Annotated in this window: 12 protein-coding genes; 11 read left to right on the top strand and 1 reads right to left on the bottom strand. The window is 56.5% G+C overall.

The features are described 5' to 3' along the window. Window positions 1-97: 97 nt before the first annotated feature. The 7 genes from SK3146_RS15045 to SK3146_RS15015 all read left to right on the top strand — a co-directional run bounded on the left by SK3146_RS15045 (window position 98) and on the right by SK3146_RS15015 (window position 7,659). Window positions 98-1,390 carry an ABC transporter substrate-binding protein gene (locus SK3146_RS15045; RefSeq protein WP_249865793.1) on the top strand — a complete coding sequence of 431 codons (1,293 nt, stop codon included), beginning with the start codon at window positions 98-100 and terminating at the stop codon, window positions 1,388-1,390. Window positions 1,391-1,409: 19 nt separating this feature from the next. Beyond that, window positions 1,410-1,583, top strand: a complete 174-nt coding sequence (locus SK3146_RS15040) for a hypothetical protein (protein WP_249865792.1) — start codon at window positions 1,410-1,412, stop codon at window positions 1,581-1,583. Next, complete coding sequence (locus SK3146_RS15035; protein WP_249865791.1) at window positions 1,584-2,504, top strand: carbohydrate ABC transporter permease; 921 nt, start codon at window positions 1,584-1,586, stop codon at window positions 2,502-2,504. 55 nt (window positions 2,505-2,559) lie between these two features. Then, window positions 2,560-3,390, top strand: a complete 831-nt coding sequence (locus SK3146_RS15030; RefSeq protein WP_249865790.1) for a carbohydrate ABC transporter permease — start codon at window positions 2,560-2,562, stop codon at window positions 3,388-3,390. An 18-nt stretch (window positions 3,391-3,408) separates the two neighbouring features. Continuing rightward, on the top strand, window positions 3,409-4,401 hold the full coding sequence (locus tag SK3146_RS15025; RefSeq protein WP_249865789.1) for a PfkB family carbohydrate kinase: 993 nt from the start codon (window positions 3,409-3,411) through the stop codon (window positions 4,399-4,401). Further along, window positions 4,402-5,907: a glycoside hydrolase family 32 protein gene (locus tag SK3146_RS15020; protein WP_249865788.1), complete on the top strand. Its 1,506-nt coding sequence runs from the start codon at window positions 4,402-4,404 to the stop codon at window positions 5,905-5,907. 84 nt (window positions 5,908-5,991) lie between these two features. Then, window positions 5,992-7,659 carry a response regulator transcription factor gene (locus tag SK3146_RS15015; RefSeq protein ID WP_249865787.1) on the top strand — a complete coding sequence of 556 codons (1,668 nt, stop codon included), beginning with the start codon at window positions 5,992-5,994 and terminating at the stop codon, window positions 7,657-7,659. 28 nt (window positions 7,660-7,687) lie between these two features. On the opposite strand, the gene SK3146_RS15010 is transcribed toward SK3146_RS15015, so the two are convergent. Next, a complete protein-coding gene (locus SK3146_RS15010; RefSeq protein WP_249865786.1) occupies window positions 7,688-8,908 on the bottom strand; it encodes an ROK family transcriptional regulator in 1,221 nt (406 codons plus the stop codon). Between the two features lie 355 nt (window positions 8,909-9,263). Here SK3146_RS15010 and hepB point away from each other — a divergent pair, with 355 nt between their 5' ends. From hepB to SK3146_RS14990, 4 genes are all read left to right on the top strand, one after another. Next, complete coding sequence (gene hepB / locus SK3146_RS15005) at window positions 9,264-11,567, top strand: heparin/heparin-sulfate lyase HepB (RefSeq protein ID WP_249865785.1); 2,304 nt, start codon at window positions 9,264-9,266, stop codon at window positions 11,565-11,567. Continuing rightward, window positions 11,557-13,017: a sulfatase family protein gene (locus SK3146_RS15000; RefSeq protein ID WP_249865784.1), complete on the top strand. Its 1,461-nt coding sequence runs from the start codon at window positions 11,557-11,559 to the stop codon at window positions 13,015-13,017. The genes hepB and SK3146_RS15000 overlap by 11 nt, the downstream gene beginning before the upstream one ends. A gap of 478 nt (window positions 13,018-13,495) precedes the next feature. Continuing rightward, the gene (locus tag SK3146_RS14995; protein ID WP_434006817.1) at window positions 13,496-14,923 is read left to right on the top strand and encodes a transposase; all 1,428 of its coding nucleotides are present in this window, start codon (window positions 13,496-13,498) and stop codon (window positions 14,921-14,923) included. A gap of 78 nt (window positions 14,924-15,001) precedes the next feature. Continuing rightward, window positions 15,002-16,138 carry a glycoside hydrolase family 88 protein gene (locus SK3146_RS14990; RefSeq protein ID WP_249865783.1) on the top strand — a complete coding sequence of 379 codons (1,137 nt, stop codon included), beginning with the start codon at window positions 15,002-15,004 and terminating at the stop codon, window positions 16,136-16,138. Window positions 16,139-16,146: the final 8 nt, after the last annotated feature.

Here is a 16,146-nt window from a genome sequence, read left to right as displayed (position 1 = left end):
TCCACCTTTCATTGATTTTTAGAGTAGGTTTGGTATAGAAAAGCGGATAAAATGAAAGCGTAAACAAGAAGGAATGCCGAATTACAGGAGGGTTTTCATGAAAAAGACAGTATTACCGGTTATGTTAGCGGTTGCTTTGCTCGGCGGATGTACGCCGGGAGGAGCGGGCTCCGACAAGGCTTCATCGGATTCGGGATCAGGCGGAGCTGTGGAGATCAGCTTTTGGCGGCCGCAGGCGAAAGAGGACGAGGATCAATTCTACGCCAAGCGCATCGAGGAGTTCAACAAGGCGAACGAAGGCAAGATCAAGCTGAAGATGGAGGTCATTACGAGGGGGAACTCCTTTGCGTACGAAGATAAAATTAACGCCGCGGTAGCGTCGCATACGCTGCCCGACATCATCGCCATCGACGGTCCGAACGTAGCGAATTACGCGGCCTCGGGCATCGTCGCTCCGCTCGATGAGTATTTTGCCAAAGAAGATATGGCCGACTTCGTTCCGTCGATCATTCAGCAAGGCACTTATAACGGCAAATTTTATGCCGCGGGCTTGTCGGAATCTTCGGTCGTCCTGTTTTACAACAAAAAAATTATGAAGCAGTACGGCATCGAGCCGCCGACGCAGATGGAGAACGCCTGGACGTGGGATCAATGGTACGAGGTGATGAAGAAGACCGCCCAGAACGGAGTATTCGGCACCAATATGATCAACGACAAAGGAGAATGGATGACGTACGCCTTCGAGCAGTTTTGGCTGTCGGGCGGCACGGATATTGTGGACAAGGAAGGCAAGAAGGCGCAGGGCTTCGTCAACAGCCCGCAGGGAGTGGAAGCGGCGCAATTTCTGCAGAAGCTGGCCAAGGACAAATTGTTCAATATCGATCCGAAGCCGACCGAATTCGAGGAGGGCAAGGCGGCGACCAAGCTCGGCGGCCCGTGGAATATTCCCGGGTTCAAGGATTATCCTGACCTGGAATGGGGGATTACGTACTTCCCCAAAAAATCCGGCGGCGTGCAGACCGCGCCATCCGGCAGCTGGACGATCGGCTTAAGCGCGGACAGCAAGCATCCGAAGGAAGCGGCGGAAGCGCTCAAATGGCTGACGAACAAAGACAGCTCGGCGGGCCTCGCGAAGGTGATCAGCATGCCGGCCAGCCGGAAATCGGCCTACGAGAGCATGCCCGAGTATAACGATTTGCCGCTGCGGGTGATCAAGGAGCAGGTGACGACCGTCTCCCGCGCCCGTCCGGTAACGCCGGGCTATCCCGTGCTGACGCAGAAGTTCGCCGAAGGGCTGACGGATATTATGATGGGGGCCGACGTGAAGAAGACGCTCGATAATATCGCTTCGGTCTATGACGAGGAATATAAGAGGAATTTCACCAAATAATTCGCTTCAAGCCAGCGGATTGCATCGGACTCTATATGCGGCGGCAGCTTGCCGGCAAGTCATTGCGGGCAGGCTGCCTTCCGTTAGGCCGGAGGCGGCCGAAAGACCTTTCGCTCGCTCGGGCGGCGTCAGGCTTGCGGCCCCGAAGCCGATGCAGCAGCTGGAGGCAGCGAAGAAGAAAGGAGCAGCATAAGTGCAGACAGCAACCGAAACGTTCAAGAACCGGGCCGCAGCGGCGACGATTCGCCGGAGCAAGCGCAAGGAAGCCGTGATGGGCTATTCGTTTATTTTGCCGGCCGCCCTGCTGCTGACGGTATTTTTACTGCTGCCGTTTGTGCTCGCCGTCGTGTTCGGCTTTACGAAGTTCAATTTGCTGCGGCCGGATCGCATCGAGTTTATCGGGCTCGCCAACTATATCAATCTGTTCACGGACCCGCTGTTCTACAAGTCGTTGTACAATACGCTGTATTTCTCCGTGATCGTCGTTCCGGTGCAATCGGCCGTCGCTTTGGGGCTCGCCCTTCTGATCAATAACAGGCTGATGCTCCGCAACGTATTTCGAATCGCTTACTTCAGCCCGGTGATTACCTCGATGACCGTCATCGCCATTCTATGGATTTACTTGTACAATCCGAACGAAGGGCTGGTCAATTCCGTGTTGAATGTGCTGGGCATTCCGAACCAGCCGTTTCTGAGAAGCGCGGGACAGGCGATGAACTCGATTATTTTCATGTCCGTCTGGCAGGCTGCCGGTTACCAGATGATGATTTTTCTGGCGGGGCTGCAGGGCATCCCCAAGGATTTGTACGAAGCGTCGTCTATCGACGGGGCGGGCAAGCTGCAGCAGCTCAGGTACATTACGATTCCGAGCCTGTACAACGTCATCGTCTTCGTGCTGACGATTACGACGATTCAAGCGGTCAAGCTGTTCACCCAGCCTTACATTATGACGAACGGAGGGCCGGAGAATTCCACCCGAACGCTCGCGCTGCTGATTTATCAGCAAGGGTTTCAGTTCCGCAATGCCGGCTACGCTTCCGCCATATCGGTCGTTTTCTTCCTGATCGTCGTGTTCATTTCCGTCATGATGAGAAGGCTTCTTAAGGACAAATAGCGGCCCGCTGCGGATTTACGGCAAAAATATTAGGTAAAGGAGGACAGCCCGCCGTATGACGGATCGAAAAAGCAAGCTGTTATTGTACGCCGCCAATGTGATCGTATCGCTCCTGTTCATTACTCCGCTGCTGTGGATGGTGGTGTCGTCGTTCAAGCCGGAGCCGCGCATCTTCGCGGACTTAAGCTCCTACAAGGCGCTGCTGCCGGTCGATTTCACGCTGGACAATTACCGCAAAGCGTTCGAACGGATTCCGATGTTCAAATATTTGTTTAACAGCCTCTTCTACGTTTCGGTCATCTGCCTGTGCAGCCTCGGGGTGAACTCGCTCTGCGGCTACGCGCTGGCCAAGCTGAATTTTAAGGGAAGAGCGTGGATTCTGACGTGCATTGTCGCGCTGATGGTCGTGCCGTTCGAGAGCATACTGATGCCGCTGTACTTCGTGGTCAATACGCTGCATTGGGTGAACACGTGGCTGGCGCTGATCGTGCCGTTTATCGCCAGCTGCTTCAATATTTTTATGTTCCGGCAGTTTTTCATGGATATTCCGAACGAGCTGCTGGAGGCGGCGGCCATGGACGGCTCGTCGCCGATGAAGACGTTTCTTACGCTGGTCGTTCCTTTGTCGGGGCCGGTCTTTACGACGGTGTTCATTCTTACGTTTATTTCGCATTGGGGCGATTTCATGTGGCCGATTTTGGTTACGACCGGAGAAGACCTGCGCAACGTGCAGCTCGGCATCCAAACCTTCTTCACGCTGCCTCCGATTTATTACGGGCAAATTATGGCTACGCTGACTTTTACTACGCTGCCTATAGTGGTACTGTTTTTATGCTTGCAAAAATATTATGTGCAAGGGATTGCCAGCTCCGGACTAAAGGGCTGATCGGAAGGTGACGATGGTATGTACGATGTAACGGCGATTGGAGAGCTGCTGATTGATTTTACTCCCTGCGGGCTATCGGACAAGGGGAATGTCTGCTTCGAGACCAATCCGGGCGGAGCGCCGGCCAATGTAGCGGCAGCGCTGGCCCGTTTTAATAAGAAAACCGCTTTTATCGGAAAAGTAGGGGATGACGCGTTCGGCCGATTTCTCGCGCAGGTGCTGCAAAACTTGCAGATCGATACGGCCGGGCTGGTCGTTGCCGAAGAAGCTCCGACGACGCTCGCCTTCGTCCATTTGGATGAGCGCGGCGAAAGATCGTTCAGCTTCTACCGCCGGATGACCGCAGATATGCTGCTGTCGGAGCGGGAATTGAACAAGGACATCCTCGCGCATTCGCGGATCGTTCATTTCGGCTCCGTTTCGATGACGCACGAGCCCGCGGCGGGAGCTACGCTGGCGGCGGTGCGGTTGGCCAAAGACTGCGGCGCGGCCGTCTCCTTCGACCCGAATCTGCGTCCCGCGTTATGGGAGCGGCCGGAGCAGGCCAAACGGATGATCACGGAAGGCTTGCGGCTGGCGGATATCGTCAAGCTGTCGGAGGAAGAGCTGCTGTTTTTGACCGGAACTGCGGATGCGGCCGAAGGATCGGCGATACTCCAGGAGAGCTTCGGGACGCCGCTGCTGTTCGTAACCTTGGGCAGCGCAGGCTGCTTTTACCGTAAGGGCGACTTGACCGGCAGTGTGGGGGGCTGCAAGGTGACGGCCGTAGATACGACCGGGGCGGGAGACGCGTTCGTCGGGGCGGCGCTCAGCCGGATCGCCGACTGCGGCAAACCCGTTCAGGATTTGGAACGGGAGGAGCTCGAGGCTGTCGTACGCTTCGCCAATACGGCGGGGGCTCTGGCCGCAACCCGCAAAGGCGCGATCGACAGCATGCCTTACTTGGAAGAGATCGAGCAATGGATGAACAAGGAAAGAACGGGAGAACGCTTGATAAGGGAGGAATCGTAAATGAAGAGGGAGCTTGAGACGAGCTTGCATGATCCTTACAGACCGCAGTATCATTTTACGCCGCAGCGGCAGTGGATGAATGACCCGAACGGCATGGTTTATTTTGAAGGGGAATACCATCTGTTCTACCAGTACCATCCTTACGGCACGACCTGGGGGCCGATGCATTGGGGGCATGCCGTCAGTCCCGATATGGTTCATTGGGAGCATCTGCCGGTTGCGCTGGAGCCCGACGAGCACGGGGCGATTTTCTCGGGCAGCGCGGTGGTCGATTGGCGGGATACGACGGGCTTTTTCGGAGGGAAGCCGGGGCTGGTGGCGATCTTCACCCATCACGACACGGTGCCGGGGAGCGATCGTCCCCGGGAGCGGCAAAGTCTGGCCTACAGCACGGACCGCGGCAGAACATGGCATAAATATGCGGGCAATCCGGTGCTCGCCGACGAGAAGCACCACGATTACCGCGATCCGAAAGTGTTCTGGCACGAAGCCTCCGGCCGATGGGTCATGGTTCTGGCAACCGGACAAACGGTCAGCTTCTATACTTCTCCCGACTTGAAGGCGTGGTCTTTGTCCGGCACGTTCGGAGAGAAGGAAGGGTCGCATGACGGCGTATGGGAATGCCCCGATCTGTTCGAGCTGCCGATTGAGGGAAGCGGCGGCAGGGAGACGCGCTGGGTGCTGTTTGTCAGCATCGGCAACAATCCGGCGTTTCCGGAAGGCTCGCGAACTCAGTACTTCACAGGCACGTTCGACGGCCGGCAATTCGTCAACGACAACCCGCCGGAGACGGTGCTGTGGCTTGATTGCGGGCGGGACAACTACGCGGGCGTGAGCTGGTCGGATATACCGCAGGAAGACGGCCGGAGAATCTATATCGGCTGGATGAGCAATTGGCAGTATGCCCAGGTCACCCCGACGAAGGAGTGGAGAAGCGCCATGACGCTTCCGAGAGCGCTGAGCCTGCGGAGCGTGGACGGCCGTCTGCAGATGATTCAGCGTCCCGTCGAGGAATTGCGGCGGCTGCGTGGGGCTGCCTCCGTTTGGCGGGACATTGCGCTGGGAGATGACGCGCAGCCGTGGATCGGGCAGGAGGCGGCATGCTGCGAGCTGATCGCGGAGTTCGAGCTGCAGGACGCGCGGGAGGCGGGGCTGCGCCTCAGGACGTCCGCGTCCGATGCGCAGGAGCAGGAGGTCGTCGTCGGCTACGATGCCGCTTCGCAGCAGCTGTTCGTCGACCGTACCCGGGCGGGGGAAGCTTCCTTCCATCCGCTGTTTGCGGGCAGGCATGCCGCGCCGCTGCGCCAGGATGCGCATCATCGTGTTACAATGCATATATGGCTGGACCGCTCCTCGGTCGAGGTATTCGCCGGAGACGGCTCCGCCGCCATTACGGATTTGATATATCCGGCCGATTCGGATGCGTTAAGGATCGGGCTATACGCTGCGGGAGGCCAGGCGAAGCTGATTTCGTTGGCCGTATACCCGCTCGCGCCCGGCTTATAAGCCTGCACCGGCCTGTGGCCGCGCCAGACAGCTTGCGGCCCGCCGCCCCCGGCTGCATCCGGTTTCGCCAGAAAGGGGTCCTCTATGAACTGCATCCTGGTAGTGGATGATGAAGCGATACAGCGCAGAGTATTATCCGGTATGATTCGCAGCGTGAGGCCGGAATGCAGGGTGATCGAAGCCAGCAACGGCCGTAAGGCGCTGGAGGCGATCGACTCCGAGCCAGTCGATGCGGTCATTACGGACATCAAGATGCCCATTATGGACGGATTCGATTTTATCGAGCACAGCCGCCGGGGGCGCCGCCAGCTGAAAATTATTATTTTGAGCGGTTACCGTTATTTCGAATATGCGCAAAAGGCGCTGCAGTTGGGAGCGTTCGATTATTTGCTGAAGCCGGTGCGCGAAGAGAGCATCGTGCAGATGCTCGATAAAGTGGAAGCGAGCCTCCGCGAGGAACGAAGCAGCCTCATGGAGAAGGAGCAGCTGGCCAAGCGGCTGGATACCACCTTGCCGGTCTATTACGAGCGTCTGCTGAGCGAATGGATCGCCGGCCGGCTGTCCGCAGCGAAGCGGGACGAGCTGAAGACCGCGTTTTCCTTGAAGGAAGCGGGGACGGTCATTGTCAGCCGCATTCACTTGGGAGCGCCGGAGGATACGGGGCAAGAGGAAGAAGCGGGGGCCACGGCGGAGCCGGACCAGCTGAAGCAGTCCGTCATCGAGGCGCTGAACCGCGGCTTGAGCCCGCTCGGCCAGCCGGTTTCGTTCGTTTCGCCGGACGATACGCGCAGCATCGTCACCGTGTTTACGACCGGGAGCGCCGCGGAAGCGGATCATCCCGCCGGGACGGCGATGCTGGAAGCCGTGCACAAGGAAGTAAGCGGGCTTTGCGGCGGTGCGGGGGACGATGCCGTCTGCACGATGGGAGTAGGGCGGCCGCGCGGCGATATTATCGCGGAAGCCGCCGGCTCTTACGCGGAGGCGCTGGAGGCGGAAGCCCGCCATTTCTATCAGTCCGCGGACGGACCGATACGTTACGGCGACGCGGATCGGCCGCTTCAGCGGATGAGCGGCGAAGCGTCCAAGGACGAGGAGACGCTGAAGGAGCTTATTAAACTGCTGAAGGCCGACGCTTTCGAACAGCATATCCATGAGATGTTGAACAAAATCACGGAAGAGGGCTTTCCGTTTCCGGACCAGTTGAAGGCGAGGCTGATCCGGCTAACCGGGAGCTTGGCCGAAACGGTGAAGGATATGATGAACGAGGAAGACTATCGCCAGCTGGTTATGCAGATGGAACGGCAGATTAAGGAGTGCCGGGCTTTCGGGCAGCTGCACGGGATACTCGCCGGCTGCGGCGGGCAGCTCATCGCGGCGCTGCAGTCGATGCGGTCGCGCAAGCACGAGCTGACCGCGGACAAATGCGCCGCATTTATCGATGCGCATTATATGGAAGATTTGTCGCTGGAAGCGGTGGCCGGGCGGTTTTATTTCAGCCCCAATTATTTAAGCATGGTATTCAAAAATCAGCTCGGGACGACGTTCGTCAAATATTTGAGCGGCGTCCGATTGAATAAGGCGGTCCGGCTGCTGGAGGAAAGCGATCTGAAGGTATACGAGATTGCCGCGCGAACGGGCTTTAAGGATGAGAAGTATTTTTACCGGGTGTTTAAACGAAAATACGGCGTAACGCCGGATGAATATCGACGCTTATTGCGTCCCGCAGCAAACGGGCCTGCCGTCTATCCGTAAGACGGCAGGCCCGTTTGTATTGGCGTGCTTATTTGGCGATGGACTGCGGCGAAAAGTAGGAAAACGACATATGCCGATCGAGCGCCATATTGGCGGCTCCCAGCGCTCCGCCGATTTCCTTGAATTCGCCGATGTGCACGACGGTGGCGGCCGATAATTGGCCCATCGCGCGCTGCCGCATCATTTTAATCGCCGACTGCACATAGACGGTGCTTTCCTTGGGAATCGTCCCGCCCAATATGATCGCCTCCGGATTCAGCAGATTGACCAGATTCGCCATCGTGATGCCCAAATAGGTGGCCGCATGGTTAACGACCTGAATGGCCAATTCATCGCCTTGTTCGGCCGCATGGCATATATCCTCGGCCTTCAGCATCTGCAGATCGAAGCCCGGGTGATGGTGAAGCGAGGAAGGCGAGCCAAGGCGGAGCAGGCGGCGGGCTTCAAGCTCCATGGCGGGAGCCGCGGACAGCATCTGCAGGCAGCCGGTGTTGCCGCACGGGCAAAGCGGCCCGTCGGCGTCAACCGTCGTGTGGCCGATCTCTCCGGCTCCTCCGAGCGCCCCGTGAATAAGCTCGCGGTTCACATAAATGCCGGCTCCGATACCGGAATCGATGCCGATATAGATCATATGCCGGTAGTCTTTGCCCGCGCCGTACCGGCATTCCGACAAGCCGCGCGCGCGGCTGCGGTTCAACACGGCCGTCGGCCAGCCCAGCGCATTCTCCAGAAGCGCCCCTAGCTCGACCTGCTGCCAGCCCATCACGGCGGAGCTGCGGAGCAAGCCGTTATGCGTATCGACGAGCCCGGGCACGCCGATGCCCAGCAGCGGGATCGGAGTTTTGTCCAATTGTTTAATAAAGTCGGGAAGCTCCTGAACCAGCGCGCTCACCGCCGCCTCAGGGGTCAAAGGGCTGAAGGGGATGCGCCGTTTCTCGATCGTGTTGCCCAGCAAGTCGAAGGCGCCCAAAGTCCAGGTCTGATGATTGAGGTCGGCGCCCAGGATGATATGGGAATAAGGGACAAGCTCCAGATTGGTCGCCGGTCTGCCTCCGGTAGACTGTCGCAGCTCCGTTTCGTGCACAAGCCCAAGCTCGATCAATTCATTAATCGTCACCGAGATCGTCGCGCGGCTTAGATCGGTCTGTTGGGTCAGCTCGATACGGGACATCGGCCCGTGCACTCTCAGCATTTGGAGGATGGCGGTTTTGCTGCCTTTTTGATCCCAGACTTTGCGGATAGTATCCATAAATGTTCCCTCGCAATTCCTTCGAACTCAAAATATGTCTGCATTAACCATATCAAAATAATCGCGTGAAGGCAATGGCGGCATAGAGACTAATATAAAACTTTAGACAAAATTTTTATGAATTTACCCTAATTTAAAGATGTAAAATGAATTTTTTCGGATAATAAGTTTAGTTATTGACATAAGTTTCGAGTGTGACGTATGATCAAGAGGAAAAGGGAAGAAAATTCCGCCCCGCGGGCGAACGGCAGTTGATAGCGTTTACAGTTTAGCCGGTTGATGATTAACTTGTTTAATCTAATGATAGGCTATTATCGGCACTTCATTATCAATAAGCGTTAGGAGGACCATAGCTATGTTTCCGCAACCGCATTTGACCCCGCCGCCGGAGCATCCCCGGCTATTTCTTCGCAGGCAGCATTTGCCCGAACTGCGGAGCAAGATGACAAGACCCGAGGTGAAGCAGGCTTGGGAGCGGCTTATGAAGTACAGCGAATACGGGATCGAGGAAGCCGGCTCGGAGCATTGCCCCGGGGATGTGTATGTCATTGAAGCCAACGCGCTGCTGTATTTGTTAAAGGAGGACCGGGAGGCTGGGCTGAAGGCCAAGGCGCTCGCGCTGTCCGCCATTACGAAGCATTTCAACCCGAACTTTCAAGATATTTCGCGGGACATCGGCCGCTTGATGCTGGCCGGCGCGATCGTATACGACTGGTGCTACGAGCTGGTGAGCGATGAGGAACGGGATTTTTTCATCCGCCACTTCAAACGGCTGGCTTCCTTGCTCGAATGCGGCTATCCGCCGTTAAAAGAAGGCGCTTTCGTCGGCCACAGCTGCGAATGGATGATCCAGCGCGATATGCTCGGCACGGGAATCGCCATTTACGACGAGGACCCGGAGATGTACGATCTGGCGGCCGGCCGGGTACTGCATCAGATGGTGCCGGCGCGCAACTTCTTTTACCCTTCCGGTTGGCATCATCAGGGCGACGGCTACGGCGGCGTTCGTTTCCAGGGAGAGCTGTTCCCGACGTTTCTGTTCGGTCGGATGGGCTTCGGCAACGTCTACGATGAATCGCAGCGCGAAGTGGGCTACCAGTGGATTTATACGCGGCGGCCGGACGGAAAGCTGCTGCGCGACGGCGACTCGACGCCCGTTATGCCGAATCATACGAAGTATACGAGGCTTCATTTTATTTATTTGCTGCTCGGCGGTTATTATAAGGACCCTTACTATGTATGCCAGCAGCTGAAGGACGAGGGGCGGTTTCAGGACAAAGACGTGCTCTTCGCCTTCCTGTTCGCCGATCCCGATGTGGAAGCGAAGCCGCTGCACGAGCTGCCGCTAACCCGTTATTTCGGCCCTCCTACCGGAGTGATGGTCGCGCGCACCGGCTGGGATGACGGCATCGATTCCAGCACCGTCATAGCCGAGATGAAGGTCGGCATGTATCAATACAACAACCATCAGCATTTGGACGCGGGAGCGTTCCAGCTGTATTACAAAGGCAATCTGGCCATCGATTCGGGCTCTTATAAAGGCTCCTCGGGCAAGTATCATTCACCGCATAACAAATATTATTTCAAGCGTTCGATTGCGCATAATACGATGCTGGTTTACGATCCCGACGAGCTTCGGCAGTACCCCTATGTCAAGGACGGCGGCCTGGTATGGCCGAACGTCAATGACGGCGGGCAGCGCTGGCCCAATGAAGGCCGGCCGCCGCTTACGCTGGACGATCTGCTGAGCAAAGATTTTAAACGCGCGGACGTGCTGGCGCACGCCATCGGGGACGACCGGCAGCGGCCGGATTATTCGTATCTTAAAGGAGATATTACAGCCGCTTATTCGAGCAAAATGAAAAGCTTCCGGCGCTCGTTTCTGTTCCTTAACTTCAAAAATGAGGATCATCCGGCGGCTTTGATCGTGTTCGACCGCGTCGTCTCGGCCCGTCCCGAGCTTTCGAAATATTGGCTGCTGCACAGCATCGAGGAGCCGCAGATCGAGGGAGGACGCACCGTCATTTCGCGCAGCGAGGACGGCTACAACGGACAGCTGATCAACGATACGCTGCTGCCGGAATCGGGCAATCGGCGGATTGAGAAGGTGGGCGGCCCCGGCAAGGAATATTGGGTGTTCGGCACCAATTATGTGAACGACTTCCCCGGCACGAAGGAGCAGGGCGAGTGGCGCATCGAGGTCAGCCCGGTTCAGCCGTCGGAGGAGGATTTGTTTTTGAATGTCATTCAGATGAAAGCTATCGACGGCCCGGCGGCGCTCCCTACGCAGAAGGTAGAGACGGAGCGGATGGTCGGGGCGCAGCTGAACGGCTGGCTTGCGCTGTTCGCGAAGAACGGCGAGCGTCTCGCCGAGGACGTCGCGCTGCCGGTGACAGAGGAGGGCTCGCCGCTGCTTGGACGCGAGCTAAACGGTCTGGCGGCCGATCTGGCGGCCGGCATCTGGACGGTCGAGCTGGAGACGGGGAATGGGGAAGGCTCGGCATGGGAGCGGCGGCATCTGTTGACCCGCGAGGTGACGGAAGAGAGCGGCGTGCTGCATTGGCGGTGGATGGCGGCTCCCGGGCGCATTATGCTGAGTTACCGCGGCCCGGCGGAGCATCAGCCTGACGAAGAAGGAGGAGAACGGAATGGGAGATAAGCCGAACGTCGTCATCATTATGGCCGACCAGCTTCGCTGGGACGCTCTGGGAGGAGAGTACACGCCGAACATTAACCAACTGAAGGAAGAGAGCGTGACGTTCGATCGGGCGTACTGCGCCTCGCCGTTGTGCGTTCCGGCCCGCGGAGCCTTCTTCACAGGGAAATATCCGAATGTGACGGGCTCGCTGATCAATCCGTGGACGCCGCAGGAGAAGGAGCACGGCATGGTGCGTCCCGATCATGAACATTGGTACCGGCTTATCGAGGAGGAATGGGACAGCTGGCATACCGGCAAGCAGCATCTGTTCACGGAACCGAAGCTGGAGCATAGCGCGGACAGTAAAACCCATTGGCTGCAGCTGGAGCAGCGGTATGAAGCGTTTCTGAAGCAGAACGGCAAGAAAAAGCCGGGCGGGCCGGCTTTTCAAGGCTTGGTACCGGAGCTTGCCTACGGCCGCGTGACCCGCAAGCGCAAGTATTCGATTCCGACCGTCGGCCGCTACGATGAGGAGCTTGATTTCTTCTATGACGGTTTTATTCTTAACGATTCGCTGGAGGCGATTCGCGGACGGGACCGCAGCAAGCCTTTCGCGCTGAACGCGATGTTCCTTGCTCCGCATCCTCCGCTCGACATCCCCGAGCCGTGGTATTCGCTGGTGAAGGAAGCGAAGCTTCCGGACAACGTAGGCGTCTGGGCCGACAATCAATCGCCGCTGCAGCTGTACAATTTGACCGGGATGCTCGGCACATCGTATACGCGCGAGGAATGGGAGCGCATTTGGCGAGTATATCTCGGCCTGGTGGCGCTGCTCGATCACTGCGTCGGACGGCTTGTCGCCGAGCTGAAGCGCGAAGGTCTATACGACAATACGCTGATTGTGTTTGCGAGCGATCACGGCGAAATGCTCGGCTCGCACCGCCTGTGGCAGAAGATGTGCATGTACGAAGAATCGGTAAAAACGCCGCTGTACATCAAATTTCCGGGGGACTTCACGCCGGCGGTCAAGCAATCGGGCGAGCTGGTCAGCAGCGTCGATGTGCTTCCGACCTTGTGCGATTTCCTCGGACTGGAAACGCCGCAAGGAGTGTCGGGCGTATCTTTAATGCCGTTAATTACCGGCGAGCAGGAGCGCCTCGCGCGTGAGCGCATCTTCATTCAATTCGACGGCAACGGAGCACGAAGCAACTTCCAGCGCTGCGTTATGGAAGGCGATCATAAGCTGATCGCCGACATTTTTAAGGATGAAATATTTATCGAGCTGTACGATCTTAAGCAAGACCCGCAGGAAATGAACAATTTGGCGTTCCGGTCCGATGAGCACGGCGGCCGGATCGAGAGCCTGCTCGGCAGCCTGCGCGATTATATGCGGAGCACGAACGATTTGCTCGATCTGCCGGAAAACGTCTATGAGCGGTTTCTGGGCGATTATGCGGAATTCCAGGCTTAGAACGCCCGGTGAAAAAGCGGCCGGAGAGTCGATAGAAAGTTGGAAAAGCGTAAGCGTTCGCCTTTGAAAACGGATTCTCCACAGAAAAACGAAAAAACAATCTAAAGAATCCGTTTTCAACAGCGATTGGAGGATCAAATGGACGCCGCAGCGGACTTTTTCACCACCCTTTTAAAAACGTGGTGAAAAAGTGACCGAAGAGTCGATAAAAAGTTGGAGTAGCGTGAGCGGTCGCTTTTGTAGACGGATTTTCCCGCTTTAGTGGTTTAAAATGAAAAAAATCCGGCTGCAAGAGCGGGTGGAAACTTCTATCGACCGCAGGCTGCTTGTTTTTCACCACCTTTTTAGAGATACCATAAATGAAATATAATCTTTTCTTCATTTAAAAGCGTGGTGAAAAAGTGGCATTGTACAGTCATGACACAATAGAAATGGTAAAATAAATGGAACTGATCGATGAGAAATGAGGCCAAAACTTATGCTAGTTTCCAAACGCCAAGGCACCCAACCTCGACTATTTCAAATGGTCGAGATGGAGGCGCTTGTTCCCCAAAACCATCTTCTTCGTCAACTGGATCGTGTTATTGATTGGAGCATGATTCACGAACGTACACGTGCTCTGTATTCCGAAAATATGGGTCGTCCCGTGAGCGATCCTGAACTTCAGCTACGCTTGATGGTTCTTTGTTATCTGTTCAACCACAGTGAGCGTGCTCTGTACAATTTGCTGCCTATGCATGCGGGCTACTTGTGGTTTTGCGGCCTCGACTTTGAAGCCGTTCTGCATCCCGAAGAAGCCGAGCTGGCCTTGCCGGATCGGACCACTCTGGTGAAAACCCGAAAGTTTTGGCGGGACCATCAGGTGTTTGACGACCTGATGCGCGACATTGTTGACCAGTGCATCATCGCAGGACTCGTTAAGCCGCAAATGGATGCGGCCGTGGACGGAACACAAGTACGCGCGAATGCGTCCATTCACAGTTTGGCAGAAATCCAACTGGCCCCTGTCGAATCTATCGAGGCGTATTTAGTACGCCAAGCCAAGGAGGATACCGAAGACACGAAAACCGACAAGGAGGATGCCCCTAAACCTCCCTCTACGAGGAACGATCATTCGGAGGTAGAGGAACAGGCTGTTCACGAAGATTTTCATGGCAAAACCTTTTCCAACCGTACGCACCGTAGTACCAGCGACCCCGATGCCCGTTTGTATAAGAAAAGCAAAGGGCAGGAAGCTCATCTGCGTTATTTGGTGCATGATCTGATCGATGTTCACTCCGGCGTGATCCTGGACACCCGGGCTTCTTTAGCATCCGGTACAGCAGAAAGAGAAGTCAGCCTGAAGCAAGTGCAAGCGATTCGATTTCGTCATCCTCATCTCCAAATCCGAACGCTTTCGGCAGATAAAGGGTATGAGTCAGCAGACTATCTGGTTCAGCTCCATGAACTTGGCATCATCCCACTCATCCGGTTGCGTAGTCTCAAGCTGCAAGAATTCCCGGTTTACAAGACCCGAGCATTGCATCCCGTTCGAAAAGCCAAACGCCGTCTCAAACAGAAGGAGATCCAGGCTTACAATTTTGCAAAAAGTATTCAGCGTCATGGTGCATACCGGCACATCCAAGCCCTGCGTGCGCGTATTGAACATGCCTTTGCGGAGGCCAAAGGAAGACATGGACTCGATCGAGCCCGCAGCCGCGGTCTTGATCGCATGCAAGAGCAAGCTACACTTACGGCCATGGTCCAGAATTTAAAGCGACTGTGCCGATTCAAAGCCAGAAGGCCACGGGCCGGTGCACTTTCCTGCACCGTCCTCGCCAAGATAACAGGCTGTCCCCAGTATCTTTGCTCCACTACATGCTCAGGGTTCCGTTTTTTTGGTAACTTTGACGGCTTCATTTTGTAATAACAGGGACTTTTTCACCACACTTTTAAGAATCGCTGGAAAAACATAAGAAATACATAAACAAGGAGAAGAGAGCACATGCCGGAGACGACGAATGAAATGTGGATTGACGATGCGTGGGAGAAGCTGGTTGCCAAGGTAGGGCAAACGAGCCGTACGATCGGCGCGGGCTTTCCCCATGTAGCCAAAGACGGGAAATACGATTGCACCGAGCCGAACGGATGGACCTCGGGCTTCTGGCCGGGACTGCTGTGGCTCATTTACCGGGATACCGGCAATGAGGAGCTGAAGCGGATCGCCGAGGAATGCGAGCGGAAGATGGACGTATGCATTGAAGAATATACCCGCCTGCATCACGACGTAGGCTTTATGTGGAGCCTGACCTCGGTAGCCAATTACAAGCTGACGGGCAGCGCCGATTCGAAGCTGCGCGCGTTGAAGGTCGCTGCCTGGCTGGCGAGCCGGTTTAATCTGCGGGGCGGCTTCATCCGCGCCTGGAACCAAAGCAACTGGGACAGCAAGGACGGCAATACCGGCTGGGCGATCATCGATTGCACGATGAATCTCAGCCTCTTGTTCTGGGCCTCGGAGCAAATTCAGGACCCACGGTTCAAGCATATTGCGGTGGAGCACGCCAATACGGTGCTCCGCGAATTTATCCGCGAGGACGGCTCCTGTTACCACATCGTGAACTTCGATCCGGAGACCGGCGAACGCGTCGGAGCGCTCGGAGGGCAGGGCTTCGCTCCCGAATCGGCTTGGGCGCGCGGCACCGCATGGGCATTGTACGGCTTGGCGCTGTGCTACAGCTATACGAAGAACGACGCCTACTTGCAGGGGAGCAAAAAGGTCGCCCACTTCTTCCTGGCTAACCTGCCGGAAGACTTGGTGCCGTATTGGGATTTCCGGCTGACGGTCCAGGAGGGAGCTCCGCGAGACTCTTCAGCGGCAGCCATTGCCGCAAGCGGCCTGCTGCTGCTGGCCGACCTGCTGCCTGCGGAGGAAGGACGGCTCTACGGGACGGCGGCCCGGCGCATCCTGAAATCGCTGGTCGATCATTACGCGATCTGGGATTTGAGCGACGAAGCGATTTTGCCGCATGGCACGGGCCATTTCCCGGCGAACAAAAACATCGATGTCGGCTTGATCTACGGCGACTACTACTTCGCCGAGGCGCTGGCCAAGCTGCGCGGACAAACCGAGCTGTTCTGGTAGAAGGGGAG

It is taken from the genome of Paenibacillus konkukensis (assembly GCF_023523925.1).
Classification (GTDB): Bacteria; Bacillota; Bacilli; order Paenibacillales; family NBRC-103111; genus Paenibacillus_S; species Paenibacillus_S doosanensis.
The sequence above is the reverse complement of the archived record's forward strand: the minus strand, read 5'-3'. Positions and strand labels throughout refer to the sequence as shown.